Here is a 24,113-nt window from a genome sequence, read left to right on the forward strand (position 1 = left end):
CAGCTCGGGCTCGTCCGGTTGTGTCCGACGACAGCTGTCCACGCCCCCGAAAGGAACCCGCGAATGGCCGAGAAGTCGAGAGCAGATTTCTGGTTCGACCCGCTGTGCCCGTGGTGTTGGATCACCTCCCGCTGGATTCTCGAGGTCGAGAAGGTGCGCGACATCGACGTCAACTTCCGGGTGATGAGCCTGGCCGTGCTCAACGAGGGTCGCGATCTGCCCGACGAGTACCGGGAGATGATGAAGACCGCCTGGGGCCCGGTGCGGGTCGCGATCGCCGCCGAACAGGCCAAGGGCCGCGAGGTGCTGCCCGCGCTGTACACCGCGATGGGCACCCGCATCCACAACCAGGGCTATCGCGAGACCGACCCCGACTTCGCCAAGGTCATCGCCGAATCACTGGCCGAGGTGGGGCTGCCCGCCGAACTCGCCGAGGCCGCCACGTCCACCGAATACGACGAGGCGCTGCGCCGCAGTCATCACGAGGGCATGGACGCCGTCGGAGAGGACGTCGGCACGCCGACGATCCATGTCAACGGCGTCGCGTTCTTCGGCCCGGTGCTCTCGCGTATTCCGCGCGGCGAGGAGGCCGGCAAGCTGTGGGACGCGTCGGTGACATTCGCGTCGTATCCCCACTTCTGGGAACTCAAGCGCACCCGCACGGAGAGCCCCGAGTTCGACTGAGGCGGACTTCGGCTGCCATAACGGCGTCGAATCGTCGATCTCCGGGTACAAAGGGGGCCACGTTCCCCACGCCACGTTCCCCACAAGTCCCCGGAGACGATGATGTCTGCTGACACGACGACCACCACCCAGGCGAACGTCGCCACGATGTTCTTCGACCGCGTCGAGAAGTCGGCGGACCGGGAGGCGTTCCGCCGGCTCGAGGGCGGCTCGTGGACATCGCTGAGCTGGCGCGAGGCCGCCGACCAGGTCGAGGCCCTCGCGGCCGGGCTGCTCGCGCTCGGCATCGAATCCGAACAACGTGTCGGCATCGCCTCGAGCACCCGCTACGAGTGGATCCTGGCCGATCTCGCGATCATGTGCGCGGGGGCAGCCACCACCACCGTGTACCCGACGACGAACGCGGAGGACACGGCGTACATCCTCGGGGACTCCGAATCGCGGTTCGTCTTCGCCGAGGACGAATCGCAGATGGAGAAGCTGCGCGAGCGCCGCGACGAGCTGCCCGGGGTGGAGAAGGTCGTGCTGTTCGACGGCAGCGGTGACGGCGACTGGGTGCTCACCCTCGAGGAGCTGATGGAGGCCGGCCGCGCGCATCTGCGGGAGCACCCGTCCGAGGTCCGCGACCGGTCCCAGGCCATCGGCACCGACCAGCTCGCCACGCTGATCTACACCTCGGGCACCACCGGTAAGCCCAAGGGGGTGCGGCTGGCGCACCGGGCCTGGGTGTACGAGGGTGAGACGATCGCCGGGTTCGGCATTCTCGGCGAGGACGACCTGCAGCTGCTGTGGTTGCCCCTGGCCCACGCATTCGGCAAGGTGCTGATCTCCGCGCAGCTCGCCTGCGGTTTCGCCAGTGCGATCGACGGGCGCGTCGACAAGATCGTGGAGAACATGGGGACGGTCAAGCCGACGTTCATGGGTGCGGCGCCCCGCATCTTCGAGAAGGCCCACGCCAAGGTCGCCACCCAGCAGAAGGGCGTGAAGGAGGTGCTGTTCAACGCCGCCTTCGGCGTCGGACGCGAGGTCAGCCGGCGCCGCCGCGCGGGTGAGTCGGTTCCGCTGCCGCTGCAGGTGGCCCACGGCCTCTTCGACCGGCTGGTCTTCAGCAAGATCCGTGACGTGTTCGGTGGGCGCGTCCGGTTCATGATCTCCGGCTCGGCGCCGCTCAACGGTGAGATCGCCGAATGGTTCCACGCGGCGGGCCTGCTGATCCTGGAAGGCTACGGACTCACCGAGACCGCGGCCGGGGCGTTCATCAACCGCCTCGACGACTACAAGCTCGGCACGGTGGGGCAGGTGTTCGACGGCTCCGAGGTCCGGCTCAGCGAGGACGGCGAGGTGCAGATCAAGGGTCCGTGCGTGATGGACGGCTACCACAATCTGCCGGACAAGACCGCCGAGACCCTCACCGACGACGGCTGGCTGCGCACCGGTGACCGGGGCAAACTCGACGACGACGGCTTCCTCACCATCACCGGACGGCTCAAGGAGCTGTTCAAGACCTCCGGCGGGAAATACGTTGCGCCGCCGGCGATCGAGGGCAAGTTCATGGCGCTGTGCCCGTATGCCGGTCACATGCTGGTGTTCGGCGAGTCGCGCAACTTCTGCGTCGCGCTCATCACGCTGGATCCCGAGGCCATCGACGGGTGGGCCAAGGAGAACGGACTGGGTGGCAAGTCCTACGGCGAACTGGTCAAATCCGATGAGGTGCGCGCGATGATCGGCGACTACGTCGACAAGCTCAACGCGCAACTCAACCGGTGGGAGACGATCAAGAAGTGGGAGCTGCTCGACCACGACCTGTCGATCGAGAACGGTGAGCTGACACCGTCTTTGAAGGTCAAGCGCTCGGTCGTGCAGGATCAGCAGAAGAAGGTGCTGGACTCCTTCTACTCCTGACGCCACTCGCGAGTGGGCCGAGAGGCTTACCATCGGCGGATGCGCACACCAGCCGAGATGCTCGAGGTCGCCTACGACGAAGCGCGAAAAGGACTCGCGGAGGGCGGTATTCCGATCGGTGCCGCGCTCTTCTCGGCGGACGGGACGTTGTTGGGCAGCGGTCACAATCGGCGAGTGCAACTGGACGACCCGTCGATCCACGCGGAGACGGACGCGTTCCGCAATGCGGGCCGGCAGCGTGGCTACCACACCACCACCATGGTGACCACGCTGTCGCCGTGTTGGTACTGCAGCGGTCTGGTACGCCAGTTCAACATCGGCGCGGTCGTCATCGGGGAGAGCCGGACGTTCACCGGCGGTCACGACTGGCTGGCCGAGCACGGCGTCGCGGTTACCGTGCTCGACGATGAGCGTTGTGCGGCGCTGATGACCGACTTCATCGCGGCCAATCCGGAACTGTGGAACGAAGACATCGGGCGATAGGTTTGTTTCCGGTTGGTTAACCCCGGTTGCGGCCGACGTGCGGCGGTACGACGGTATGAGGGTGACACTGGCCGAGCACCGGACCGACGGCAGCTACCGCGACAAGATCGCGGCGGTGGAGCCGGGTGGCAACGAGTACATCGCCGAAGCCGATCGGCACGGCACCCCCCGTCAGCTGCTGTGGACGTGGGCGTCGCCCAACCTGGAGTTCGCCACGGTGTTCGTCGGCGTGCTTGCCGTCGCCGCGTACGGGATGACCTTCTGGCAGGCGGTGGCGGGCATCGTCGTCGGCACCGGCCTGGGCGCCATCGCCCACTACGTCCTGTCCGCCCGCGGCCCGTTGCACGGCGTGCCGCAGATGGTGTTGGGGCGCTTGGCCTTCGGTTTCAAGGGCAACGCGGTGCCCGCGGTGCTGATGTCGATCACCGCCGGTGTCGGGTGGTTCGCGACCAACAGCGTCAGCGGCGCCTACGCCCTGTCGACGCTGTTCGGCTTCGGCCCGCTGGTCGGACTGCTGGTCATCGTGGCGCTGCAGACGGGTCTGGCGTTCTTCGGCCACAACCTGGTGCACGCCTTCGAACGCTGGACGTTCCCGGCGCTGGCGGTCATCTTCGCCGCGACCTCGGTGGCGATCCTCACCCAGGCCGACCTCGGCGCGGCCGCACCGTCCGGCGGTGTCGGCGGCATGGGTGGATTCCTGCTCACCGTCGGAACGGCTTTCGGCTACGCCGCGGGCTGGACGCCGTATGCCGCCGACTTCACCCGGTATCTGCCGGCGACGGTGAACACCCGCCGCACCGGCATGTTCGCCGCAGCAGGCCTGTTCCTGTCCTGTCTCGTGCTCGAATCGGTCGGCGCCGCGTCGGTGACGATCGGCGGCGGCGATGCGCTCGGCGATCCGACCGCCGCATTCACCAGCCCGCTGGCCGACTGGCTGGCCAAGGCGACGCTGTTGGCGATCGCGGTCGGCGCCGTCGCCGCCAACTCGATCAATGTCTATTCCGGCGCAATGGCTTTCGTCACCCTCGGCATCAAGCTGCCGGCACATGTCGCCCGGGCACTGGTCACCGTGTTCTTCGGGGTTGCCGGATTCCTGGTGGCGTGGTGGGCCCTGCCCGACGCCGCTCACAGCTACGAGGCGTTCCTGCTGATCATCGCCTACTGGATCGGGCCCTGGCTGGGGGTGATGTTCGCCGACCAGTACCTGCGGCGCGGTCGTCCGATCGCCGAATTCCTCTACGACCGGTCCTACAGCAACTGGAACGGCCTGTGCGCCTTCCTGATCGGCCTGATCGTCTCGGTGCTGCTGTTCTCGAACCAGCAGCGCTTCGTCGGTGCGGTCACCTCGGTGGCGCCGCAACTCGGCGACATCACGTTCTTCGCCGGCTTCCTGATCGCCGGGGGCTGCTACCTGGCGCTGTGCCGGTCGAAGATCGCCACCAGCCGGGTCGCCGCGTGAGTCCGATCGCGACCGTCGACCTGCGGCGGTGGTACGCCGGCGGGGACCAGGCCGACGAGGTCGCCGCTGAGGTGGACGCCGGGCTGCAACGAGCTGGTTTCATCCTGGTCGAGGGCCACGGCGTCGATCCGGAACTGGCGGCCGACGTGCGCCGGGCGGCCCGGCGGTTCTTCGGCCAGCCGCAGCCGGTCAAGCAGCGCTACTCGGTTCCGGTGGGCGGTCACGGCTGGATCGGACCGGGCGCCGAGGCCAACGGATACGCCGAGGGCACCGAGACCCCGCCGGACCTCAAGGAGAGTTACAGCCTGGGCGCCGAAACCGCCACCGGCGATCCCGACGTCGACCGAATCTGGTTCGCGCCCAACGTCTGGCCGACCGAGGTGCCCGAACTGGCCGAGCTCGTGACCGCCTACACCGAGCAGATGCGCCGGGTCGCCGACGACCTGCTGGCGCTGTTCGCCCATGCTCTGGGGCTGGCGGCCAACCCGTTCACCGAGCTCGCCAGCCGCCCGACGTGGACGATGAACATCAACCACTACCCGCCGGTCAGCGTGGTGGGGCAGCCGCAGCCCGGGCAGTTCCGGATCGGTCCGCACACCGACTTCGGAACGGTCACGATTCTGGACCGGGAGCCCGGCGCCGGCGGTCTGCAGGTCTTCTCCGACGCCGATGGATGGACCGATGCGCCCTACGATCCGGCGGCCCTCACGGTCAACATCGGCGACCTCCTCGAGTACTGGAGCGGGCGGCGCTGGCCGTCTGGCCGGCACCGGGTCCTGCCCCCGCAACCGGAGAGCCCCGAGGAGGATCTGGTGTCGCTCATCTACTTCTACGAGGCCAACCACGACGCGACGGTGACACCGCTGAGCCCGCCGGTGGGCCGGGTATCGGGCCTGGCGGCGGTGACGTCGGCGGACTTCATCAAGGAGCGCCTCGACGCCATCACCGTGGGCTGAGAATCGCGTCTGCCAGAATGGCGGCCATGCGCGTCTACCTGGGGTCGGACCACGCGGGCTTCGAGTTGAAGCAGGCGATCATCGAGCATCTCCGCAGCACCGGCCACGAGCCGGTGGACGTCGGGGCGTTCACCTATGACGCACAGGACGACTATCCGGCGTTCTGCATCGCGGCGGCCGAGAAGACCGTCGCCGACCCGGGCAGTCTGGGCATCGTGCTGGGCGGTTCGGGCAACGGCGAACAGATCGCGGCGAACAAGGTGCCCGGCGCCCGGTGCGCGCTGGCCTGGAGTGTGGAGACGGCCAGCCTGGCCCGCGAGCACAACAATGCGCAGCTGATCGGCATCGGCGGCCGGATGCACACCGAAGCCGAGGCGCTGGCGATCGTCGACGCGTTCGTCACCACCGCGTGGTCGAATGCCGAACGGCATCAACGCCGGATCGACATCCTGGCCGAATACGAGCGCACCCACGAGGCGCCGCCGGTGCCCGGCGCCGGCTCCTGAGGCGGATCCGGTCCGATGCCCGAGGGCCATACGCTGCACCGGCTGGCCCGACTGCACCAGAAGCGGTTCAAGGGACAGCGGGTGCGGGTCAGCAGTCCGCAGCTGCGCTTCGTCGAAGGTGCGGCGATGGTCGACGGCTTCACCTTCACCGGCGCCAGCGCCTGGGGTAAGCACCTGTTCCACCACTACCGCAACGGCCGGATCGTGCACGTCCACCTCGGCCTGTACGGGCGGTTCGACGAGTTCACCGTCGACCCCGACCAACCGCCGCCCGACCCGGTCGGACAGGTGCGCATGCGCATCGTCGGCGACGGGTACGGCACCGATCTGCGCGGTCCCACCGCCTGTGAGGTGGTCGACGAAGCGCAGGTGTCCGACATCCTGGCGCGCCTGGGACCGGATCCGCTGCGCCGCGACGCCGATCCGGCGCCCGCCTGGTCGCGGATCAACCGGTCCAAGCGGCCGGTCGGCGCGTTGCTGATGGACCAGTCGGTGCTGGCCGGCGTCGGCAACGTCTACCGCAACGAACTGCTCTACCGCCACCGCATCGACCCGTACCGGCTCGGCACCAACGTCGAGGCGGGGGAGTTCGATGCGATGTGGACCGATCTGGTGGCCCTGATGAAGGTCGGCGTGCGGCGCGGCCGGATCGTCACGCTGCGCCCCGAAGACGACCACGGCGCGCCGTCGTATCGACGCGGCCGGCCCCGCACCTACGTGTACCGCCGCGCCGGCGAACCGTGCCGCATCTGCCAAACCCCGATCAGCACCGCCGAACTCGAAGGTCGCAACCTGTTCTGGTGCCCCACCTGCCAGCACTGAGCGCCGCCTGATCGGGTCGGGCACAATCGGCCGGTGGAATTGATCCTCGTCGTCGTCGGCGCCATCGTCGTCACCGCCATCGCCCACCGCCGCGGGCTCGAACCCGCGCTCGTCCTGGTGGTGGTCGGCTTCGTGGTGTCCTTCGCCCCCGACTTCAAGGGCGTCGAACTCGAATCCGAGGTGCTGCTGTCGGTCGTGCTGCCGCCGCTGCTGTACTCGGCCGCGCTGAACTTCTCGTTCCCCACCTTCCTGCGCAACATCCGGCCGATCCTCGGTCTGGGCGTCGGACTCGTGGTGATCACGACGTTCGCGGTGGCGGGTGTGGCGTCCTGGCTGGTGCCCTCGCTCACCTTCGGCTCCGCCTTGATCCTGGGTGCGGTGGTGGCGCCGCCGGACGCGGTGACCGCCGTCGCGGTGGGCCGCCGGCTCGGTCTGCCGAAGAAGGTTATGGCCATCCTCACCGGGGAGAGCCTGGTGAACGATGCGGCCGCGCTGGCCCTGTTCTCGATCGCGGTCGCGCAGGTCGCCGGCAGCCGCGCCTACATCGAGAATCCGGTGCTGCTGTTCACCTACAGTGCGCTGCTGGGCCCCGTGGTCGGCGCCGCCCTCGGCTTCGTCACGCTGTGGATCCGCCGCCGGCTGGCCAACCCCGGTCTGGAGACCATCCAGGGGCTGGTGGTGCCGTTCGCCGCGTTCATCTCCGCGGAGCATCTGCACGCGTCCGGAGTGCTGGCGGTGGTGGTGGCCGGGTTCGTGGTGGGGCACGGGTCGCTGGATGCGGGATACCAGACCCGACTGCAGGAGCGGTACGTCTGGAATTCGGTCGATGTGATGCTCGAGGCCTTCGTCTTCGCCTACATCGGGCTGCAGTTGCGCTTCGTCCTCGAGGACCTCAACGAGGCACACGAATCGCTTGTCGAGGTCGCGTTGGCCTCCGGCGTGGTCCTGCTGGTCGTGCTGGTGATCCGCCCGGTGTGTGTGTTCCTGATGTTCGGCCGGAACATGCTGTCACGCAAAGTCGAATCGAAGCTCAGTGTGCCGGTGCCCCACGGCGCCCGGGGGGCGTTGGGGTCGCGCCGACGTGAGCGGCCCAGCCGCCTGTCGGTGCTGGCCGACCGGCGATCCCTGACGTGGCAGGAGAACGTGGTGGTGTCATGGACGGGTATGCGCGGCGTGGTCACGTTGGCCGCGGCGTCCGGCATCCCGCTGACCACCGTGTCGGGGGAGGCATTCCCCGAGCGCGCCACCATCCAGGCGATCGCCTTCGCGGTCAGTGTGGGCACCCTGCTCCTGCAGGGTTGGACCCTGCCGGTGCTGATCCGGTGGCTGCGACCATCATTCCGGGCAGACCGGCGGTCCGATGAAGACGAGACCCGCAAAGCCGAGACGGTGGTGCACGATGCGGCAGGGGAGGTGCTGGCCCACTTCGCCGCGAACCCGCCCTCGGGTTTGGACCCGATGACGCTGAACAACATTCAGCGCACGATCGCCCGCCAGTCCCAGGACGCCGACGAGATGCCCGATCCGGAGTCCCACACTCCGCGCGCCGAGGCGTTCTCGAAGCTCTACCGGGAGGTGCTGTGCGCGCAGCGCAACGCCCTCATCGCCGAACGCGACGCCGGCCGGATCGAGGACGAGGCGGTGCGGGCCATGCTCGAACGCCTCGATCTGCAGGAGGCCGGTGTGTCGGCGCGTCTGGACAGCCGGTTCTGACCGAGCCGTCGAAAACCCGCGATCGGACCTCTGCGGCTCCAAGAATCTGCCAAGATTCCGCCAAGCGCGTGCGGTGAGTCTCTGCTGACCGCCCGGGCCACCGGGCTGGTCAGGAGAGGGGTTCTCATGGGCGACAACGTCATCCGCCTGGCAGCGGCCGGGTGCATCGCCGCGGCCGCGATCGGTTTGGCGGGGATGGCCCGGGCCGACCAATTCGGTGACCCGGAGGGCGCCGCCGAGTACTGGCGTGAGCAGTCCTACGACGATTGCGCGATGATGGCCGCCGCCGACGTCGTCGGCCAGATGACCGGCACCGCGCCGACCGAGGAGGAGATCACGTCCTGGGCCAAGACGGTGCCCAGCGTGGCCGAACCCGGCGATATGATCTACGACCAGTCAGACGACCCCAACGATCCGAACGCGGGCAGCATCTTCAAGGATCTGCCGATCGTGCTGGACCACTACGGCGTTCCGGCCCAGTACGTCGGCGGGTCGAATTTCGAGGCGCTCAAAGGAGTGTTGGGCCGCCAGGGTGCGGTCATCGTGAACCTCAACGGGGAAACGATCTGGGACGTGCCCGGAGACCGCAGCCAGGCCGACCACGCCCTGGTGGTGACCGGAGTCAACACCGACACCAATACCGTGCACCTCAACGACAGTGGAGCCGAGGACGGCGCCAACGAACAGGTGCCGATCGAGACCTTCCTGGCGGCCTGGCAGACCAGTGGCAACGAGATGGTGATGACGACCTAGTCGGTCGGATCAGAAGCCGCCGAAGTCGCCGCCACCGAAGTCGCCGCCGCCGAAGTCACCCCAGCCCCCACCGTCGCCGCCGCCGCCGTCGTCGAAGCCGCCGCCCTGCCCCTGGTCGAACCCGGCGTCGTAACCCTGGGCGAAGCCGGCGTCGTATCCGGTGCCCGACATGCCGGAGAACAGGGCGTCGAACAGCAGCACCGAGCCGATGCCCCACGCCCCGGCGACCAGCGCCGGCTTCCACCACGGTTCGGAGTACCACCCGGCCGGGACGGGTCGTCCGGCCACCTGCCCGCCGGGGTAGTAGTTGGGAGTGCGCTGCGACGGTGTGGGCGACGCCTCGATCTCGCGGCCCTCGAACTGCACGCGGCGGTCCTCGGTGACGGTCCCGGCCGAGCGCTGGCCGGTGAGCGACTCGAGTTCGGGACCGGGGTCCATACCCATGGCCGTGCGCGCGGCGCGCACGTAGTACAGCCCTTCGACAGCGCTCTCCTTGGCCAGTTGCGCCTGGCGTACCGACGTCGCCTGCTCGATCTGCGAGGACGCGGCCGTATACCGTTCCGACGCATCGGCGAGCGCCTGCTTGGACGCCTCATCGGAGCCGCTGAGGTTGAGCACCTGGCCGCCCAGCCGCTCGATGACGCGGCGCGCGTCGGCCTTGGCGTCGGCCAGCGATTCGGCGTTGCGTTGCCCGGACCTCTTCGACGAGCTGTACACGGCCAGCGCGAGCGCCGCGATGACCACGATGATCAGGACGAGCAGAACGCCGTTCATGCGTTCAGCCTACCGACGCACCGGAGGGTTTCGCGGTGCGCGAAACCAGCTCAGCGCGGGATGCCGAACAGCGGCCCGGGGTAGGCGCTCGCTCCGGGAATCGCCGGCAGCGTCGCCGAGACGATGTCGCGCGACCACATGTTGGCCGGATCGGTGGCCGGCAGGCTCAGGCCGACCCGGCTGATGTCGAGAGCTCCGAACGCGACGAAATTCTCGTACACCGTGGAGGATCCGACGATCTGCAGGGTGAGCGTCGCACCGGGATTCATCGTGTACGCGATGTTCTCCATCGGGACGGTGACCGTGTGTTCGCGACCGTCGAGTACCACCGGGATGGGGGATACGAGGTTGCCCAGCACCCGGCCGGTCTGATCGTCGACCAGTTGAGCGAAGACCGAACGAGCGGTACCGAAACCGGAATAGGTCAGCGTCAGCTGCGGGGCGCCGACGAAATGTGTCGTGGCCGCCTGCGAGGGCACCGTGACCCGTAGCCCCTGATTCGAACTCGAGGCCAGCCCCAGCGACACCGGGAAGGCGGCCAGCGACTGCGGGCCGGAACCACCGAGCACCGGAAGCACCGGGAGCAGGCCGCCGTCGCTGCGAACCTCGACCGTTCGGTCTCCGCCGCCGAAGGGGATCGAGTCCGAGGAGTACCAGTCGCCGAGTTGATCGACCCAGGTGAACTTCGGGCCAGGGAACGCGGGGGTGCCGGTGCCCTTGTTCTTGACGTAGGTGTCCATCCACGCCAGCTGCTCGGAGACCAGGAAGTTGGTCTGCTCGAACGTGTTCACCGGGTCAAGGCACACGCCGTGGCCGCCGCAGTACCAGATCATCTTGCTAGGCACGTCGGGGTTCAGTGCCATCGCGTTGTCGAGGGCCTGCTGCAGGGTGAACAGGTCGTCGACGGTGCCCTGCAGGAACAGCGTCGGGGCGGTGATGTTGCGGACGACTGTGGCGGGGGCGTTGTCGGCGAGGAAGTCATACGATCCGTCGCCGAGGTCGCCGAACAGCACGCCGGTGGCGATACCGACGTAGATCTGCGGGTCGATCCGCGCACCGGTGGCCACCAGCGCGAGCAGCAGCAGCGACGCCCACGACGTTTTGAACGTGTCCTGCGGATACAGCGCCGAGGTCAGTGAATTCCAGGCGATGCCAGGGGCGATCGCGTCGATCCGCTGATCGGTGCCGGCCGACGTCAGCTGGATCCCACCGCCGTAGGAGCCGCCGACCATGCCGATCAGTGGATCGAGCCCGGCCGGGCCGGGCCCGAGCTTGGTGCCCGGGAGCATGGACATCCAGTCGATGATCGCCGAGACGTCGCGGGCCTCGAAGTTCTCGGAGTCCAGGTGCAGCAGTCCGCCGGAGGCGAACTCGCCGCGCGGATCCCAGCTGATGACGTTGTAACCGCTGGCTCGCAGCAGCGCCAGACCGGGGACCAGGCCGGAGACGGTGGTCAGCTGGGTGGGGTCGGTGTAGCCGGCCGTCGCCAGGCTGGGGCCGTTGAGGATGGTCGGCGCGACCTGGCCGGTCCGCAGACCCAGGGCCGGGAAGTAGTTGGTGCTGATCGGGGTGCCGTCGAAGGACTGGATGGTGGTGGTGAAGGCGATCGGGTCGCCGCTGGTGAACGCGCTGACCGGGATCTCGACGGTGTACACCCGCGAGCGCCCGATCACCGGCGCGAGCACATCGCTGAGCAGCGGGATCTGATGGAGTTCTCGGATCAGCGGGGTGACGATGAGTTTGGCGATCTCGGACCCCTCGAGCGCATCGTCGATCGGCGAGCGCTCGGCGACGAGAACCTCGAAGCGGTCGGTGGGCGCCGCGGTCAGCCCGCCGAAGTAGGGCAGGAAGCTGAAGTCACCGGTGGTCGCGTCCAGGGTGACCTTGCCCCCGGCGACGGGATCGCCGACCACGGAATAGTTCAGCCGGCCGGTCGGTGCGATGTTGTCGCCGGTGATGACGCCTTGGTAGAGGCCGACGATCGGCTCGTATGGGGTGGATCCCGATGCCGCATCCGCTTGCAGCGCAGTCAATCTCGCAGAGGTGCCCGCAGGCGGGTCAGAGCTCTCGGGCGTCGCGGCCTCCTCCGCGGCGGCGACCCGGGACGCGGACAGCCGCGTGACCGGGGCACCGTTGTCCTGGGCACCGTCGTCCCGGGGACCCTTGTCCTGGGCACCGTTCATCTGGGCGCCGTCAACCCTGGTTGACACCCGGGAGGAGACGCGGACCGGGGTGTCGTCATCGGCGGCCGGTTCGGCGTCGTTGCCGGTCCGGGCGGGCCCACGCTCGACGGCGGCCGTCCTCGGCACAGCGGTACTGGCGGACTCCGACCGAGTGTCAGAGGCCGACGCCCGCGAGACGCCGCCGTCCGCGGTGTCGGCCGATGCCTCGCCCGAGGCCAGGAAGATGACCACGCCCACGCCCAGTGCGGCGGCAAGACCGCCGACCCGACCGATATACCGCGCTGCGCTCATTTCCGTCCTTCGGCGACGTCAATACCCCTGAACGCAGGGGAGATTACGCGGAAGCAGGGCGCCCCGATGCCGAATGTGGATACTTGCGCTCCGCGTACGGGTCACGGTTCGCCGCTGCCCGGCGCAGTCGCCTGCCCGGAGACCGCCTCGAAATATCCGTAGCGCGATACGCATCGTCGACGCCGTCGAAGCCCCATACTCATTTCCGGACGCGGCCAGGGGTGCCCGCCATGGGCGAAGGGTGGCGTCATGACGTCGAGCGCAACGAAGCTGACCGGGTTGACCGGGCGGGTGGTCGTCCCCGGTGACGACGCATATGCCGCAGCCAGCGCTGGTTTCAACCTCCTGTTCAGCCACCGGCCGGCCGTCATCGTGTTCGCCCAGGACACCGCCGACGTCGTCAATGCGCTCACCTGGGCCCGGCGCAACGGTGTCCCTCTCCGGGTGCGCAGCGGCCGGCACAGCCTCGAGGGTTGGTCGAGTGTGGACGACGGCATCGTCATCGACGTCAGCGATCTGAAGTCGGCGACCGTCGACACCGTCGCGGGCACAGCGACCGTCGGCGCCGGGCTCAACCAGCTCGAAGCCGTCACCGTTCTCGGCGACGCCGGGGTGGCGGCGCCGACCGGCACCGAAGGATCGGTCGGACTCGTCGGCGCCACCCTGGGTGGGGGCTTCGGACTGCTGACCCGCACCTTCGGCATGGCATCGGACAATCTGATCGCCGCGGAGATCGTCGTCGCCTCGAACGACGGTGGCGCGCAGGTGATCACTGCTTCATCCGACGACAACGCCGATCTGCTGTGGGCGTTGCGGGGCGCGGGCAACGGCAATTTCGGGATCGTCACCGCCCTGACCTATCGCATCCACCCGATGACCGAGCCGGTCTACGTCACCGCGACGTGGGCCGGGCTGGACGATCTGGCGGCGGTGTTCGACGCGTGGCAGCGCTGCGCGCCCTACACCGACGAGCGCCTCACCAGTCAGCTGGAGATCGGCATCGGCGGGATCACGCTGATCGGTGTGCTGACGTCGGGATCCGAATCCGAGGCGGCGCAACTGCTCGCACCGATGGTGTCGATCGGAGATCCCGAGGTGTCGATGACGACCGGGCCGTGGGCGGACACCTACGCGGGTTTCCAGATTCCCCCGGCCGAGGAGGCGTCCAACTGGAAGTTCTGGTCCCAGTTCGTCTATCAGCCGTTCCCGCCGGAGGCGATCGACATCGTCGCCGCATTCATGGCCAACGCGCCTGGGCCACAGTGCAACTACTTCACCAACGCCTTCGGGGGAGCGGTGCGGCGCACCGAGCCCGCCGGCGGTTCGGCGTTCGCCCATCGCGACGCACTGTTCTATGCCGAGCCCGGCGCGGGCTGGGGTGTCCGCGGCGACGGCGTCCGCGCGACGGACGATCCGCTCACCGAGGTGGCCCTGGCCTGGTTCGCCGACTTCGCCGCAGCACTGGCCCCCTTCGTCGCGGGCGCCTATTCCAATGTGCCGAACGCCGGACAGGCCGACTGGGCGAGCGCGTACTGGGGGGCCAACGTCGAGCGGCTGCGAGCGGTCAAGGCCCGCTACGACCCCGACAACGTCTTCAGCTACGAACAGAGCATCGTTGCAGAAGGTGAGACGAACCGATGACGCACGTTGCCAGCGGCGACGAGGTCGCCGACGAATTCTGCGAAGACTGCGGGTACGAACCGGAGCTGAAGCGGTCGCTGTCCGGCTTCCAGATGTTCGCCATCGGCTTCGCTTCGGTCTCGGTGGTGATGGGCATCTTCGCCACCTACGACGATGTGCTGAGATTTTCCGGACCGGTGGGGATCTGGCTGTTCCCCCTGATCGGGGTGGGTCAGCTGCTGGTGGCGCTGGTCTACGCGCAGTTGGCCGCGCGGATACCGCTGAGCGGCGGTGCCTACGCGTGGGGGTCGCGACTGGCCAGCCCGAAGCTGGGCTGGGCCTTCGGGTGGCTGGCGTTCCTCGGCGCCGTGACCGGACCGGTCGCGATCGACAACGCCCTGGCCACCCAGTGTCTGATGCCGCTGTTCGGCATGGCGCCCTCCGAGACGACGGGCCGGGTGCTCACGGTGGCGCTGTTGGTGATCCAGGCAGTGCTCGCGATCGCGGCCACGAAGATCGTCGGCTGGGTGAACTCGTTGTCGGTGGGCGTCGAGATCGGCATCCTGGTCGTCCTGGGAATCGCCCTGGCGGTCGCGATGATCGTCACCGGCGACGGGGTGGCCGGCAACGTGTTCTCGCGCGGGGTGACCGAGAACGAGCCCAACTATCTGGCGATCGGCGGTGGGCTGATGGCGGCCACGCTGATGGGTTTCAGCACCCTGGTCGGGTTCGAGACACCCGCCAACATGTCGGAGGAGGCGAAGGACGCGACGCGCACCGTGCCGCGCGCGATCATCGGGGCGGTGGTGGCGTCGGCGACGCTGGGCCTGGTGTTCCTCGTGATCCTGACGATGGCGATCAGGGATCTCCCGGCCGCCTCGGCGAGCGACTCCCCGGTCGCCGAGATCATGCGTCAGCAGATCGGTCCGGGGCTGGAACGGCCCTTCCTCGCCGCGATCGCGGTGGCGTTCTTCGGTGCCGCGCTGGTCGCCATGGCGTCGACGTCGCGCTATATCTTTGCGATGTCGCGGGACGGGCGGTTCCCGGGCCACCAGGTGATGAAGCGGGTCAACCCGCGGACCCAGACCCCGATCCCGGCGACCCTGCTGGTGCTCGCGGTCGGAGTGATCCTGATGGTCGCGATGCCCGGCGACGCCCTCAATCAACTCATCGCCACCGGCGCCATCATCGGGATAACGCTCTACCTGATGACGGTCGTGCTCTACCTGACCGCACGGAAGAAGTTCGTCCACTCCGAGCGCGGCGGCTTCGACCTCGGACGATTCGACGGGCCCGTCGCCTTCGCGGCCCTCGTCTGGGTGGTCTTCTCGCTGTTCGTGGTGCTGGTGTCCTCGACGACGGCGGCGACCTTGTTGTTGGTCGCGGGTCAGTTCGCCGTGGGCGCCGCGTACTTCCTGTACATGTGGAAATTCGACCGCGCGGTCCTCGAGAACGAGCCGGGCGACGCCGCCATCCTGGGCTGACGGTGCGGCCGGGCCCCGGGGGCAGCGGCTGCCGCCGACGGGGATCGGTGGTGGGGCATCGAGCGCGGCCAAAAGCCCCATCGACCTCGAATAACGCGCCTACCACAGGCGTTCTCTCGGAGCGGGCGACGGGAATCGAACCCGCGTAGCTAGTTTGGAAGACTAGGGCTCTACCATTGAGCTACGCCCGCATGTTGCGATCTGAGACTGTACCGGCGCGCACCGCATCAAATCCAATTGAGGTTCCCGCGCGGTGACACCGTAGTATCTCGCGTGGTCAGCGCAGCGACATGCAGCGCGGACCGAGACGACATCGGGGTGTAGCGCAGCTTGGTAGCGCATCCGCTTTGGGAGCGGAAGGCCGCAGGTTCAAATCCTGTCACCCCGACGCGCACCCGCCCGCACGACCGCAGACATCGAGATCGAGGAGTAACCACAGTGAAGAGCACCGTCGAGAAGTTGAGCCCGACCCGGGTTCGCATCAACGTGGAGGTGCCCTTCACAGAACTGGAGCCCGAATTCGACCGCGCCTTCAAGCAGCTGGCTCAGCAGGTCCGGCTGCCCGGCTTCCGGCCCGGCAAGGCGCCGCGCAAGCTGCTCGAGGCCCGCGTCGGCCGCGAGGCGATGCTCGACCAGGTGATCGGCGAGGCGGTGCCGATCCGCTACACCGAGGCCGTCACCACCTCCGACGTCCAGCCGATCGGTCAGCCCGAGATCGAGATCACCCACAAGCAGTACGGCGAGGATCTCGTATTCACCGCCGAGGTCGACGTCCGCCCCGAGTTCGAGCTGCCCGACCTGTCGGCGCTGGAGATCGTGGTCGACCCGATCGAGGTGGACGATGAAGAGGTCGACGCGGAGCTGCAGACGCTGCGCGCCCGCTTCGGCACCCTCACCGGCGTCGACCGTCCCGCCCAGAACGGCGACTTCGTCTCCATCGACCTGTCGGCCACCGTCGACGGCAACGAGGTCCCCGAGGCCGCCACCGAGGGTCTGTCCCACGAGATCGGTTCCGGTCAGCTGATCGACGGTCTGGACGAGGCGATCATCGGTGCCTCCGAGGGCGAGACCAAGAAGTTCACCACCACGCTGGCCGCCGGCGAGTACGCCGGTAAGGAGGCCGAGGTGACCGTCACGGTGAAGTCCATCAAGGAACGTGAGCTGCCCGAGCCCGACGACGAGTTCGCCCAGCTGGCCAGTGAGTTCGACACCATGGACGAGCTGCGCGAAAGCCTGGTCGAGCAGGTCAAGCGGGTCAAGCGGGTGCAGCAGGCCGAAAAGATCCGCGACAAGGCGCTGGAGCTGCTGCTCGAGCAGACCGAGGTGGCGCTGCCGGAGAAGGTGGTGCAGTCCCAGGTCGACGACACGCTGCACAACGCCATCCACGGGATGGACCACGACGAGGACAAGTTCGCCGAGCAGCTCGCCGAGCAGGGCAGCAGCCGCGAGGAGTTCGACGCCGAGAACCGCAGCAACGCCGAGAAGGCCGTGAAGACGCAGCTGCTGATGGACGCGCTGGCCGACGAACTGCAGATCCAGCCCGGCCAGGCCGAGATCACCGAGCGGCTGGTGCTGATGTCGCGTCAGTACGGCATCGAACCCCAGCAGCTGCTGCAGATCCTGCAGCAGAACAACCAGCTGCCGTCGATCTTCGCCGACGTGCGCCGCGGGTTGACCATCGCCGCGGTCGTGCACGGAGCCACCGTCAAGGACACCGAGGGCAACGAGATCGACACCGCCGAATTCTTCGGACCGTCCGGCGAGGCCGGCGCGACCGAGGCCGAGCCGGCCGGCGACGAGACCGCCGCTGTCGAGACCGAGGCTGTCGAGACCGAGGCTGTCGAGACCGAGGACGAGGTCGCCAGGTCCGAGTGACGACTCGGGGCCACGCTCTGAGCGAACTCGCGGCCGTCGGGGAGTGCAGGCTGCCCGAGGTTGGTTAGTGTCGTTGACAGACCAACACACGAAGAGCAACTCCACGAAGCCGCTGCGGCGGCGATATCGCACTGGCGACCCAGACGTAAAGAAAGCAGGTAACTAGTCGTGACGGACATGCGTGGCGGGGCGAGCGGTTTCACGCTCCAGGACTCGGTCTACGAGCGGTTGCTCGCCGAGCGCATCATCTTCCTGGGCTCACAGGTCGACGACGACATCGCCAACCGGCTGTGCGCCCAGATCCTGCTGCTGTCCGCGGAGGACCCCACCAAGGACATCCACCTCTACATCAACTCGCCCGGCGGCTCGATCAGCGCCGGGATGGCGATCTACGACACGATGGTGCTGGCGCCGTGCGACGTCGCCACCTACGCGATGGGCATGGCGGCCTCGATGGGTGAGTTTCTGCTCGCCGCGGGCGCCAAGGGTAAGCGCTACGCGCTGCCGCACGCCCGCATCCTGATGCACCAGCCCCTCGGCGGCATCACCGGCGGTGCGGCCGACATCGCGATCCAGGCTGAGCAGTTCGCCTCGATCAAGAAGGAGATGTTCCGGCTCAACGCCGAGTTCACCGGCCAGACCATCGAGCGCATCGAAGCCGACTCCGACCGCGACCGCTGGTTCACCGCGCAGGAGGCCCTCGAGTACGGCTTCGTCGATCACATCATCACCAGCGCCAGCGTCAACGGCGCAGGACCAGGAGCGGGACTAGACAAATGACCGACCACGTGCATCCTCAGGCTGACCCCCGGCTGCAGCCGCAATCGCGCTACATCCTGCCCTCGTTCATCGAGCACTCGAGCTTCGGGGTCAAGGAGTCCAACCCGTACGCCAAGCTGTTCGAGGAACGCATCATCTTCCTCGGCGTACAGGTCGACGACACGTCCGCCAACGACGTCATGGCGCAGCTGCTGGTCCTTGAGTCGCTCGACCCCGACCGCGACATCACGATGTACATCAACTCGCCCGGCGGCTCGTTCACCTCGCTGATGGCGATCTACGACACCATGCAGTACGTGCGCGCCGACATCCAGACGGTGTGCCTGGGCCAGGCGGCCTCGGCCGCCGCGGTGCTGCTGGCCGCGGGGACCCCCGGCAAGCGCCTGGCACTGCCCAACGCCCGCATCTTGATCCACCAGCCCGCGCTGGGCGGCGTCATCCAGGGTCAGTTCTCCGATCTGGAGATCCAGGCCAAGGAGATCGAGCGCATGCGCACGCTGATGGAGGACACCCTGGCGCGCCACACCGGCAAGGAGAGCTCGGTGATCCGCAAGGACACCGATCGCGACAAGATCCTGACCGCGGCCGAGGCCAAGGAATACGGGATCGTCGACACGGTCCTCGAGTACCGGAAGCTGTCCGCGCAGACGTCCTGACCATCGGTCCGACCACTCGGTGCTGCCTTTCCGCAGCTTCGGCAAACCGTGCCGCAACGCCCGCGGACGTGGGAATCTGATCCACGGGGGTGACGGTGCACGAGCCGGAGGAGAAAGGTGACGACGGTGGGAATACGGAGTCGGTCGGTGGTGGCCGCAGTGACGCTGGCGATGGCAGCGGGGGTGTTGTCCCAAGCAGTGGCGCCCGTCGTGGCATCGGCGCAGGAGTGCCCGGCGGGAACGTACTGGGACGCCGGGCTGGCGCAGTGTGAGCCCGTCACCGTATATGTCAATCCGCCCAATCCGGTGATCGGACCCGTCGGTCCGGCAGGTGTCGGCGGCGTCGTCGGCCCCGTGGGTCCGGGTCCGGTGGGCCCGGGGCCGGCTGGCCCCGGACCTCGCTGAGGTCTGAGCGCATCCGGACTCGTGCGGGCAATCGAGGCCCCCGTACGGGCCGAGGGCAGATCTGTGCGGACGTCGGTACTCTCGGTCCGGTAACGGCGACGACACGCCAGGGACACCGCGGCGCGTTTGGGCGGGTCAATGACCCTTCAGGCGATATGTTGGCGCCACCACAGATGAATACCACCGGCGCGATTCGGCTTTAGGGTCGCCTTGCGCGAGAACAAGCGGGTAGCGTCGAGAACCAGGCCATCTCAAGCGGCCAGCACGGATCTGCGATGTGACCCAGCGCATCCGATTGTCCGACGTCGACAGGAAGTAGGACCCCACCACCATGGCGCGTATCGGAGACGGCGGTGACCTGCTGAAGTGCTCGTTCTGTGGCAAGAGCCAGAAGCAGGTGAAGAAGCTCATCGCCGGTCCCGGCGTGTACATCTGTGACGAGTGCATCGATCTCTGCAACGAGATCATCGAAGAGGAACTGGCCGACGCCGACGACGTGAAACTCGACGAGCTGCCCAAGCCCGCCGAGATCCGCGAATTCCTCGAGAGCTACGTCATCGGACAGGACACCGCCAAGCGCACCTTGGCCGTGGCGGTCTACAACCACTACAAGCGCATCCAGGCCGGAGAGAAGAGCCGCGATTCGCGCTCCGAGCCGGTCGAGCTGACCAAGTCCAACATCCTGATGCTCGGCCCCACCGGCTGCGGTAAGACCTACCTGGCGCAGACGCTGGCCAAGATGCTCAATGTCCCGTTCGCCATCGCCGACGCCACGGCGCTGACCGAGGCCGGCTACGTCGGCGAGGACGTCGAGAACATCCTGCTCAAGCTGATCCAGGCCGCCGATTACGACGTCAAGCGCGCCGAGACCGGCATCATCTACATCGACGAGGTCGACAAGATCGCCCGCAAGAGCGAGAACCCGTCGATCACCCGGGATGTCTCCGGTGAGGGTGTGCAGCAGGCGCTGCTGAAGATCCTCGAGGGCACGCAGGCCTCGGTGCCGCCGCAGGGTGGACGCAAGCATCCCCACCAGGAGTTCATCCAGATCGACACCACCAACGTGCTGTTCATCGTGGCGGGTGCGTTCGCCGGCCTGGAGAGGATCGTCTCGGACCGCGTGGGCAAGCGGGGTCTGGGCTTCGGCGCGGAGGTGCGCTCGAAGGCGGAGATCGACACCCAGGACCACTTCGCCGAGGTGATGCCCGAGGATCTGATCAAGTTCGGTCTGATCCCCGAGTTCATCGGCCGCCTGCCCGTCGTCGCCTCGGTGACCAATCTGGACAAGGAATCGCTGGTCAAGATCCTGTCGGAGCCAAAGAACGCACTGGTCAAGCAGTACACCCGGCTGTTCGAGATGGACGGCGTCGAGCTCGAGTTCGCTGAAGAGGCGCTCGAAGCGATCGCCGACCAGGCGATCCACCGCGGCACCGGCGCACGCGGACTGCGCGCCATCATGGAAGAGGTCCTGCTGCCGGTCATGTACGACATCCCCAGCCGCGACGACGTCGCCAAGGTGGTCGTCACCAGGGAGACCGTGCAGGACAACGTGCTGCCGACCATCGTGCCGCGCAAGCCCTCGCGCAGCGAGCGCCGCGACAAGAGCGCGTAGCGTTCACCCAACCGCACTGAGGGCTGTGAATCCACGTGATTCACAGCCCTGAGTGTTTCTCGGCGAAGCGGACCCTCAGCGGTCGGGCAGCGCGTACCGGTGGATGGCGCGGAGCGTCTGCAGGTACTGGCGGGGTAGCGGACCGGTCGTGTATGGCAGGCCGTATTTGTCGCACAGCGCACGCACTCGTCGCGCGATCTGGGCCGACCGGTTGCTCGGCAGATCGGGGAACAGGTGGTGCTCGATCTGGTAGCAGAGGTTGCCGCTCATGAACGCCATCGCCGGGCCGGCGTCGAAGTTGGCGCTACCGAGCATCTGACGCAGATACCACTCGCCCCGCGTCTCGTTCTCGAGGACGTCCGCGTCGAACTTTTCGGCGCCGTCGGGAAAGTGCCCGCAGAAGATCACCAGGTACGCCCACATGTTGCGCAGTACGTTGGCAGCGGCGTTGGCGGCCAGCGTGTGCCGCCAGCGGAGTCCGCTCAGTGCGGGAAAGGCGACGTAGTCTTTGCCCACCTGGCGCGCGACCTTGGCCGCCAGCTCATGACCGCCCTTGGATCCGCCGATCTCGAGCGCGCGATCCCGGGCGGCGTGCAGGCCGTGCAGCGCGATGCCCCACTCGAAGATGAGGGCCAGCAGCACGTTTCGTACCGGCGCCGCCAGGTAGTCACGTTTCCACTCCTGGTCGGGGGAGACCCGCAGCACGCCGAAGCCCAGATCGTCGTCGACGCCGATGACGTTGTTGTAGACGTGGTGGGTGTAGTTGTGCGAGTACCGCCACTGCGACGACAGGCCCGCCATGTCCCACTCCCAGGTGCTGGAGTGGATTTCGGGATCGTTCATCCAATCCCATTGCCCGTGACCGACGTTGTGCCCGATCTCCATGTTCTCGATGCTCTTCGCGGTGGCCAGGGCGATGGTGCCGAGCAGCCAGCCTCGGCGGGACCGACTGCGGTGGATCACGACGCGGGCGGCCAGGTCGAGCAGCCGCTGGAGGCGGATGGTCCGCCGGATGTAGGCGGCGTCGCGCGCGCCGAGGGAGTCTTCGACATCGGCGCGGATCGCGTCGAGTTCGCGGGTCAGCGCCTCGAGATCTGTTTCGCTGAGGTGCGCAAACGCAGCGACCTGCCTGATTGCCACGCGGGTCCTTGCTGTGGTGGGGTGGTGCGCCGAATCCGTCGCACGCCGTAGACCGTCCGTGCCGGACCGGGTCTTGTGATCACCTTACGCGGAACAAGCGGCCGTCTCAGCCCGCGTAGATCTCGCCGCCCCGAACGTCGATTCTGCGGGCCTCGAGCGGTTGGGTCGCGGGCCCCCGCGCCACCGTGCCGTCGAGGTTGAACCGGCTGCCGTGGCACGGACAGACGATCTCGGCGTCCTGAATCTCGGAGACCGTGCACCCGGCGTGCGTGCACGTCGCCGACAAGCCGGTGAAGGCCCCCGCCGTCGGTTGCGTGACCACGGTGTCACCGACGATGACACCCGATCCGACCGGCACGTCGGTGGTCTTCGCCAACGCGGCACCCGGTGCCGGCTCGGCGCCGGCGTCGGAACTCGACGACTCGGCGGGCTTCCGGCCGGACGTCGAACAGGCGCTCACCACAGCGGTCAGCAAGCCGAGGGCGGCGCCCACGACGACGCGACGGCGTGACGCGGACAGCCCCACGGGAAACTGCATCGATACTCCTTTCACGGCCCGAGGCCACGGGTGCGGGCGAATCACAGCGAAATGATCCACGGCAAGACCCGGCGACGGGCCGACAACACCATTTTCGTCATACCCGACATCACCGCACGCGCTCACTGCGTTCGGCGATCACCTCGTCCACCAATGCCGCGATCTCGGCCACCCCGTCGCGGCGGGCCAGTGCGGCCTGCATCCGCCGCGCATTCTCGCGGTAGCCGGGCGTGTCGAGCACCGAACGGACCGCCGTGCGGACAGCGCGCGGTGACGGCGTTCCGGTCCGCAGGTTCACCCCCGCGCCACTCCAGGCCACCCGTGCGGCGACCTCCGGCTTGTCCTCGGTGTCACCCGCGACCACCATCGGCACGCCCGCTGCCAATGCGCGCTGCACGGCGCCGTATCCACCGTTGGTCACCATGACGTCCACCTGCGGTAGCAGCAGGTCGTGCGGAAGATACTCGGCCACAACGGTGTTCGCGGGTAGCTGCTCGCCGAGCCGGGACGGTGGGCGGCCGCCGGTGGTGGCCACCACCGTCACCTCTGCTCCGGCCAGCGCCTCGATGGTCGGAACCAGCAGCCGGCTCAGATCCGCGTTGTCGACGGTGCCCTGGGTGACGTGAACGACGGGCCTGCGGCCGTCGAGTAGATGCCACCACGACGGCGGGCGGAACCCGAGTGTCGGCGCGGGGTGGACCGGCCCGACATAGCGCACGTTCGCCGGCAGATCGCCTCTCGGGTAATCGAATTCGGGTGCGGTCGGGGCGATGAAGCGGTCGGCGAGCAGCCCCGCCTCGATCACGGGCACCGGCAGGCGGCGGGTGTTCAGCCGGTCCAGCAGCCGGTTGGTCGCATTCTGCGAGCCACGCAGGAAGACCCGCTGGGTCAATGCGGTGAGCCCGCGGTTGCGGAGCCGGCCCAGCCGGCTCGACGACGGCGCCAATCCGAGGCCTCCCGGGGCGGTGTCGCGGCTGCTGATCATCAGCGGCGTGGTGGCGTAGGAGAGGATCGGTGGCCGCGCGGACGAGTCGCCGAGCAGGAATGGCACGACGCCGAGGAACATCGCGTCGGCGATCACCGCGTCGAAGTGGTTGTGCGCCAGCAGCTCCGCCAGCGCAGTGGCCTGACCGGGCATCGGTCTGACGAAGATGTTGGTGACGTCGAAATCGACCCGCCGGATCCCGCGGGTGGCCGAGCGGCCGGGGAACTGCTCGTCGAGTCGGGTTTCGTCGATGTCGGTCTCGGGCGGGAGGGCCGCGGCCCGCGCGCCGGTCGCGCGGATCAGTGCGGCCCGTGCCGCCGAGGCCAGCACGGTGACGTCGTCGCCGCGATCGACGAGTCCGCGAGCGAGGTTCAGCAGGGGTCCGATGTGGCCGATGGGCGACATCGAGGCGATCAGGATCTGCGACATGGGGTGCTCCTGGTGAGGCGTTGTCCATCGGGAAGTCGATGGTCGGCCAGGAGCGCCGCACTG

At 68.0% G+C, this 24,113-nt stretch carries 21 protein-coding genes and 2 tRNA genes; 17 read left to right on the forward strand and 6 right to left on the reverse strand.

The genetic code is table 11. The annotated features are described in order from the left end of the window. Positions 1 to 63: 63 nt before the first annotated feature. The 9 genes from ACN27E_RS00960 (at position 64) to ACN27E_RS01000 (ending at position 9,278) form a co-directional block, all read left to right on the forward strand. A complete protein-coding gene (locus ACN27E_RS00960; RefSeq protein ID WP_422746174.1) occupies positions 64 to 684 on the forward strand; it encodes a DsbA family protein in 621 nt (206 codons plus the stop codon). Positions 685 to 786: 102 nt separating this feature from the next. Further along, positions 787 to 2,586 carry an AMP-dependent synthetase/ligase gene (locus ACN27E_RS00965; RefSeq protein WP_422746175.1) on the forward strand — a complete coding sequence of 600 codons (1,800 nt, stop codon included), beginning with the start codon at positions 787 to 789 and terminating at the stop codon, positions 2,584 to 2,586. 39 nt (positions 2,587 to 2,625) lie between these two features. Then, positions 2,626 to 3,069: a nucleoside deaminase gene (locus tag ACN27E_RS00970; protein WP_422746176.1), complete on the forward strand. Its 444-nt coding sequence runs from the start codon at positions 2,626 to 2,628 to the stop codon at positions 3,067 to 3,069. 55 nt (positions 3,070 to 3,124) lie between these two features. Then, positions 3,125 to 4,528: a purine-cytosine permease family protein gene (locus ACN27E_RS00975; RefSeq protein WP_422746177.1), complete on the forward strand. Its 1,404-nt coding sequence runs from the start codon at positions 3,125 to 3,127 to the stop codon at positions 4,526 to 4,528. After that, positions 4,525 to 5,484 carry an isopenicillin N synthase family dioxygenase gene (locus tag ACN27E_RS00980; protein WP_422746178.1) on the forward strand — a complete coding sequence of 320 codons (960 nt, stop codon included), beginning with the start codon at positions 4,525 to 4,527 and terminating at the stop codon, positions 5,482 to 5,484. The genes ACN27E_RS00975 and ACN27E_RS00980 overlap by 4 nt, the downstream gene beginning before the upstream one ends. Positions 5,485 to 5,510: 26 nt before the next feature. Further along, a complete protein-coding gene (locus ACN27E_RS00985; protein WP_422746179.1) occupies positions 5,511 to 5,990 on the forward strand; it encodes a ribose-5-phosphate isomerase in 480 nt (159 codons plus the stop codon). A 15-nt stretch (positions 5,991 to 6,005) separates the two neighbouring features. Further along, positions 6,006 to 6,812, forward strand: a complete 807-nt coding sequence (locus tag ACN27E_RS00990) for an Fpg/Nei family DNA glycosylase (protein ID WP_422746180.1) — start codon at positions 6,006 to 6,008, stop codon at positions 6,810 to 6,812. Between the two features lie 33 nt (positions 6,813 to 6,845). Next, entirely contained in the window at positions 6,846 to 8,525 is a 1,680-nt protein-coding gene (locus ACN27E_RS00995) for a cation:proton antiporter (protein WP_422746181.1), read from the forward strand. Between the two features lie 126 nt (positions 8,526 to 8,651). Next, positions 8,652 to 9,278 (forward strand): C39 family peptidase, encoded by a 627-nt coding sequence (locus ACN27E_RS01000; RefSeq protein ID WP_422746182.1) that lies wholly within the window; start codon positions 8,652 to 8,654, stop codon positions 9,276 to 9,278. 9 nt (positions 9,279 to 9,287) lie between these two features. Here ACN27E_RS01000 and ACN27E_RS01005 read toward each other — a convergent pair whose 3' ends face one another. Beyond that, complete coding sequence (locus tag ACN27E_RS01005) at positions 9,288 to 10,052, reverse strand: DUF1542 domain-containing protein (RefSeq protein WP_422746183.1); 765 nt, start codon at positions 10,050 to 10,052, stop codon at positions 9,288 to 9,290. Between the two features lie 50 nt (positions 10,053 to 10,102). After that, a complete protein-coding gene (locus tag ACN27E_RS01010) occupies positions 10,103 to 12,526 on the reverse strand; it encodes a CocE/NonD family hydrolase (protein ID WP_422746184.1) in 2,424 nt (807 codons plus the stop codon). Between the two features lie 249 nt (positions 12,527 to 12,775). Here ACN27E_RS01010 and ACN27E_RS01015 point away from each other — a divergent pair, with 249 nt between their 5' ends. Together ACN27E_RS01015 and ACN27E_RS01020 are read left to right on the forward strand one after the other, a co-directional pair. Further along, complete coding sequence (locus ACN27E_RS01015) at positions 12,776 to 14,167, forward strand: FAD-binding oxidoreductase (protein WP_422746185.1); 1,392 nt, start codon at positions 12,776 to 12,778, stop codon at positions 14,165 to 14,167. After that, positions 14,164 to 15,630, forward strand: coding sequence for an APC family permease (locus tag ACN27E_RS01020; RefSeq protein WP_422746186.1), 1,467 nt, complete (start codon positions 14,164 to 14,166; stop codon positions 15,628 to 15,630). The genes ACN27E_RS01015 and ACN27E_RS01020 overlap by 4 nt, the downstream gene beginning before the upstream one ends. A 120-nt stretch (positions 15,631 to 15,750) precedes the next feature. Here the strand turns inward: ACN27E_RS01020 and ACN27E_RS01025 are convergent. Continuing rightward, a tRNA-Gly gene (locus ACN27E_RS01025) sits at positions 15,751 to 15,821 on the reverse strand. Positions 15,822 to 15,944: 123 nt separating this feature from the next. On the opposite strand from ACN27E_RS01025, the gene ACN27E_RS01030 reads away from it, so the two are divergent. From ACN27E_RS01030 to clpX, 6 genes are all read left to right on the forward strand, one after another. After that, a tRNA-Pro gene (locus tag ACN27E_RS01030) sits at positions 15,945 to 16,018 on the forward strand. 50 nt (positions 16,019 to 16,068) lie between these two features. Next, on the forward strand, positions 16,069 to 17,505 hold the full coding sequence (gene tig / locus ACN27E_RS01035) for a trigger factor (protein ID WP_422746187.1): 1,437 nt from the start codon (positions 16,069 to 16,071) through the stop codon (positions 17,503 to 17,505). 177 nt (positions 17,506 to 17,682) lie between these two features. Further along, positions 17,683 to 18,285 carry an ATP-dependent Clp protease proteolytic subunit gene (locus tag ACN27E_RS01040; RefSeq protein ID WP_422750155.1) on the forward strand — a complete coding sequence of 201 codons (603 nt, stop codon included), beginning with the start codon at positions 17,683 to 17,685 and terminating at the stop codon, positions 18,283 to 18,285. Continuing rightward, entirely contained in the window at positions 18,282 to 18,941 is a 660-nt protein-coding gene (locus ACN27E_RS01045) for an ATP-dependent Clp protease proteolytic subunit (RefSeq protein WP_422746188.1), read from the forward strand. The genes ACN27E_RS01040 and ACN27E_RS01045 overlap by 4 nt, the downstream gene beginning before the upstream one ends. A 126-nt stretch (positions 18,942 to 19,067) precedes the next feature. After that, complete coding sequence (locus ACN27E_RS01050) at positions 19,068 to 19,346, forward strand: hypothetical protein (RefSeq protein ID WP_422746189.1); 279 nt, start codon at positions 19,068 to 19,070, stop codon at positions 19,344 to 19,346. A 331-nt stretch (positions 19,347 to 19,677) separates the two neighbouring features. Further along, on the forward strand, positions 19,678 to 20,958 hold the full coding sequence (gene clpX / locus ACN27E_RS01055) for an ATP-dependent Clp protease ATP-binding subunit ClpX (protein WP_422746190.1): 1,281 nt from the start codon (positions 19,678 to 19,680) through the stop codon (positions 20,956 to 20,958). A gap of 75 nt (positions 20,959 to 21,033) precedes the next feature. Here clpX and ACN27E_RS01060 read toward each other — a convergent pair whose 3' ends face one another. The 3 genes from ACN27E_RS01060 to ACN27E_RS01070 all read right to left on the reverse strand — a co-directional run bounded on the left by ACN27E_RS01060 (position 21,034) and on the right by ACN27E_RS01070 (position 24,050). Beyond that, on the reverse strand, positions 21,034 to 22,098 hold the full coding sequence (locus tag ACN27E_RS01060; RefSeq protein ID WP_422746191.1) for a fatty acid desaturase family protein: 1,065 nt from the start codon (positions 22,096 to 22,098) through the stop codon (positions 21,034 to 21,036). Between the two features lie 106 nt (positions 22,099 to 22,204). Further along, on the reverse strand, positions 22,205 to 22,636 hold the full coding sequence (locus tag ACN27E_RS01065) for a ubiquinol-cytochrome c reductase iron-sulfur subunit (protein WP_422746192.1): 432 nt from the start codon (positions 22,634 to 22,636) through the stop codon (positions 22,205 to 22,207). Between the two features lie 109 nt (positions 22,637 to 22,745). After that, positions 22,746 to 24,050 carry a nucleotide disphospho-sugar-binding domain-containing protein gene (locus ACN27E_RS01070; protein ID WP_422746193.1) on the reverse strand — a complete coding sequence of 435 codons (1,305 nt, stop codon included), beginning with the start codon at positions 24,048 to 24,050 and terminating at the stop codon, positions 22,746 to 22,748. Positions 24,051 to 24,113 lie beyond the last annotated feature (63 nt).

The sequence above is a fragment of the Mycobacterium sp. WMMD1722 genome, from assembly GCF_049315205.1.
Taxonomy (GTDB): domain Bacteria; phylum Actinomycetota; class Actinomycetes; order Mycobacteriales; family Mycobacteriaceae; genus Mycobacterium.

Coding starts and splice junctions, on each gene's coding strand:
- ACN27E_RS01040 (WP_422750155.1), top strand. CDS start 17,683: ATGCGTGGCGGGGCGAGCGGTTTCACGCTCCAGGACTCGGTCTACGAG.
- ACN27E_RS00970 (WP_422746176.1), top strand. CDS start 2,626: ATGCGCACACCAGCCGAGATGCTCGAGGTCGCCTACGACGAAGCGCGA.
- clpX (WP_422746190.1), top strand. CDS start 19,678: ATGGCGCGTATCGGAGACGGCGGTGACCTGCTGAAGTGCTCGTTCTGT.
- ACN27E_RS01005 (WP_422746183.1), bottom strand. CDS start 10,052: ATGAACGGCGTTCTGCTCGTCCTGATCATCGTGGTCATCGCGGCGCTC.
- ACN27E_RS01045 (WP_422746188.1), top strand. CDS start 18,282: ATGACCGACCACGTGCATCCTCAGGCTGACCCCCGGCTGCAGCCGCAA.
- ACN27E_RS00985 (WP_422746179.1), top strand. CDS start 5,511: ATGCGCGTCTACCTGGGGTCGGACCACGCGGGCTTCGAGTTGAAGCAG.
- ACN27E_RS00990 (WP_422746180.1), top strand. CDS start 6,006: ATGCCCGAGGGCCATACGCTGCACCGGCTGGCCCGACTGCACCAGAAG.
- ACN27E_RS00965 (WP_422746175.1), top strand. CDS start 787: ATGTCTGCTGACACGACGACCACCACCCAGGCGAACGTCGCCACGATG.
- ACN27E_RS00960 (WP_422746174.1), top strand. CDS start 64: ATGGCCGAGAAGTCGAGAGCAGATTTCTGGTTCGACCCGCTGTGCCCG.
- ACN27E_RS01065 (WP_422746192.1), bottom strand. CDS start 22,636: ATGCAGTTTCCCGTGGGGCTGTCCGCGTCACGCCGTCGCGTCGTCGTG.
- ACN27E_RS01015 (WP_422746185.1), top strand. CDS start 12,776: ATGACGTCGAGCGCAACGAAGCTGACCGGGTTGACCGGGCGGGTGGTC.
- ACN27E_RS01010 (WP_422746184.1), bottom strand. CDS start 12,526: ATGAGCGCAGCGCGGTATATCGGTCGGGTCGGCGGTCTTGCCGCCGCA.
- ACN27E_RS01000 (WP_422746182.1), top strand. CDS start 8,652: ATGGGCGACAACGTCATCCGCCTGGCAGCGGCCGGGTGCATCGCCGCG.
- ACN27E_RS00975 (WP_422746177.1), top strand. CDS start 3,125: ATGAGGGTGACACTGGCCGAGCACCGGACCGACGGCAGCTACCGCGAC.
- ACN27E_RS01070 (WP_422746193.1), bottom strand. CDS start 24,050: ATGTCGCAGATCCTGATCGCCTCGATGTCGCCCATCGGCCACATCGGA.
- ACN27E_RS01020 (WP_422746186.1), top strand. CDS start 14,164: ATGACGCACGTTGCCAGCGGCGACGAGGTCGCCGACGAATTCTGCGAA.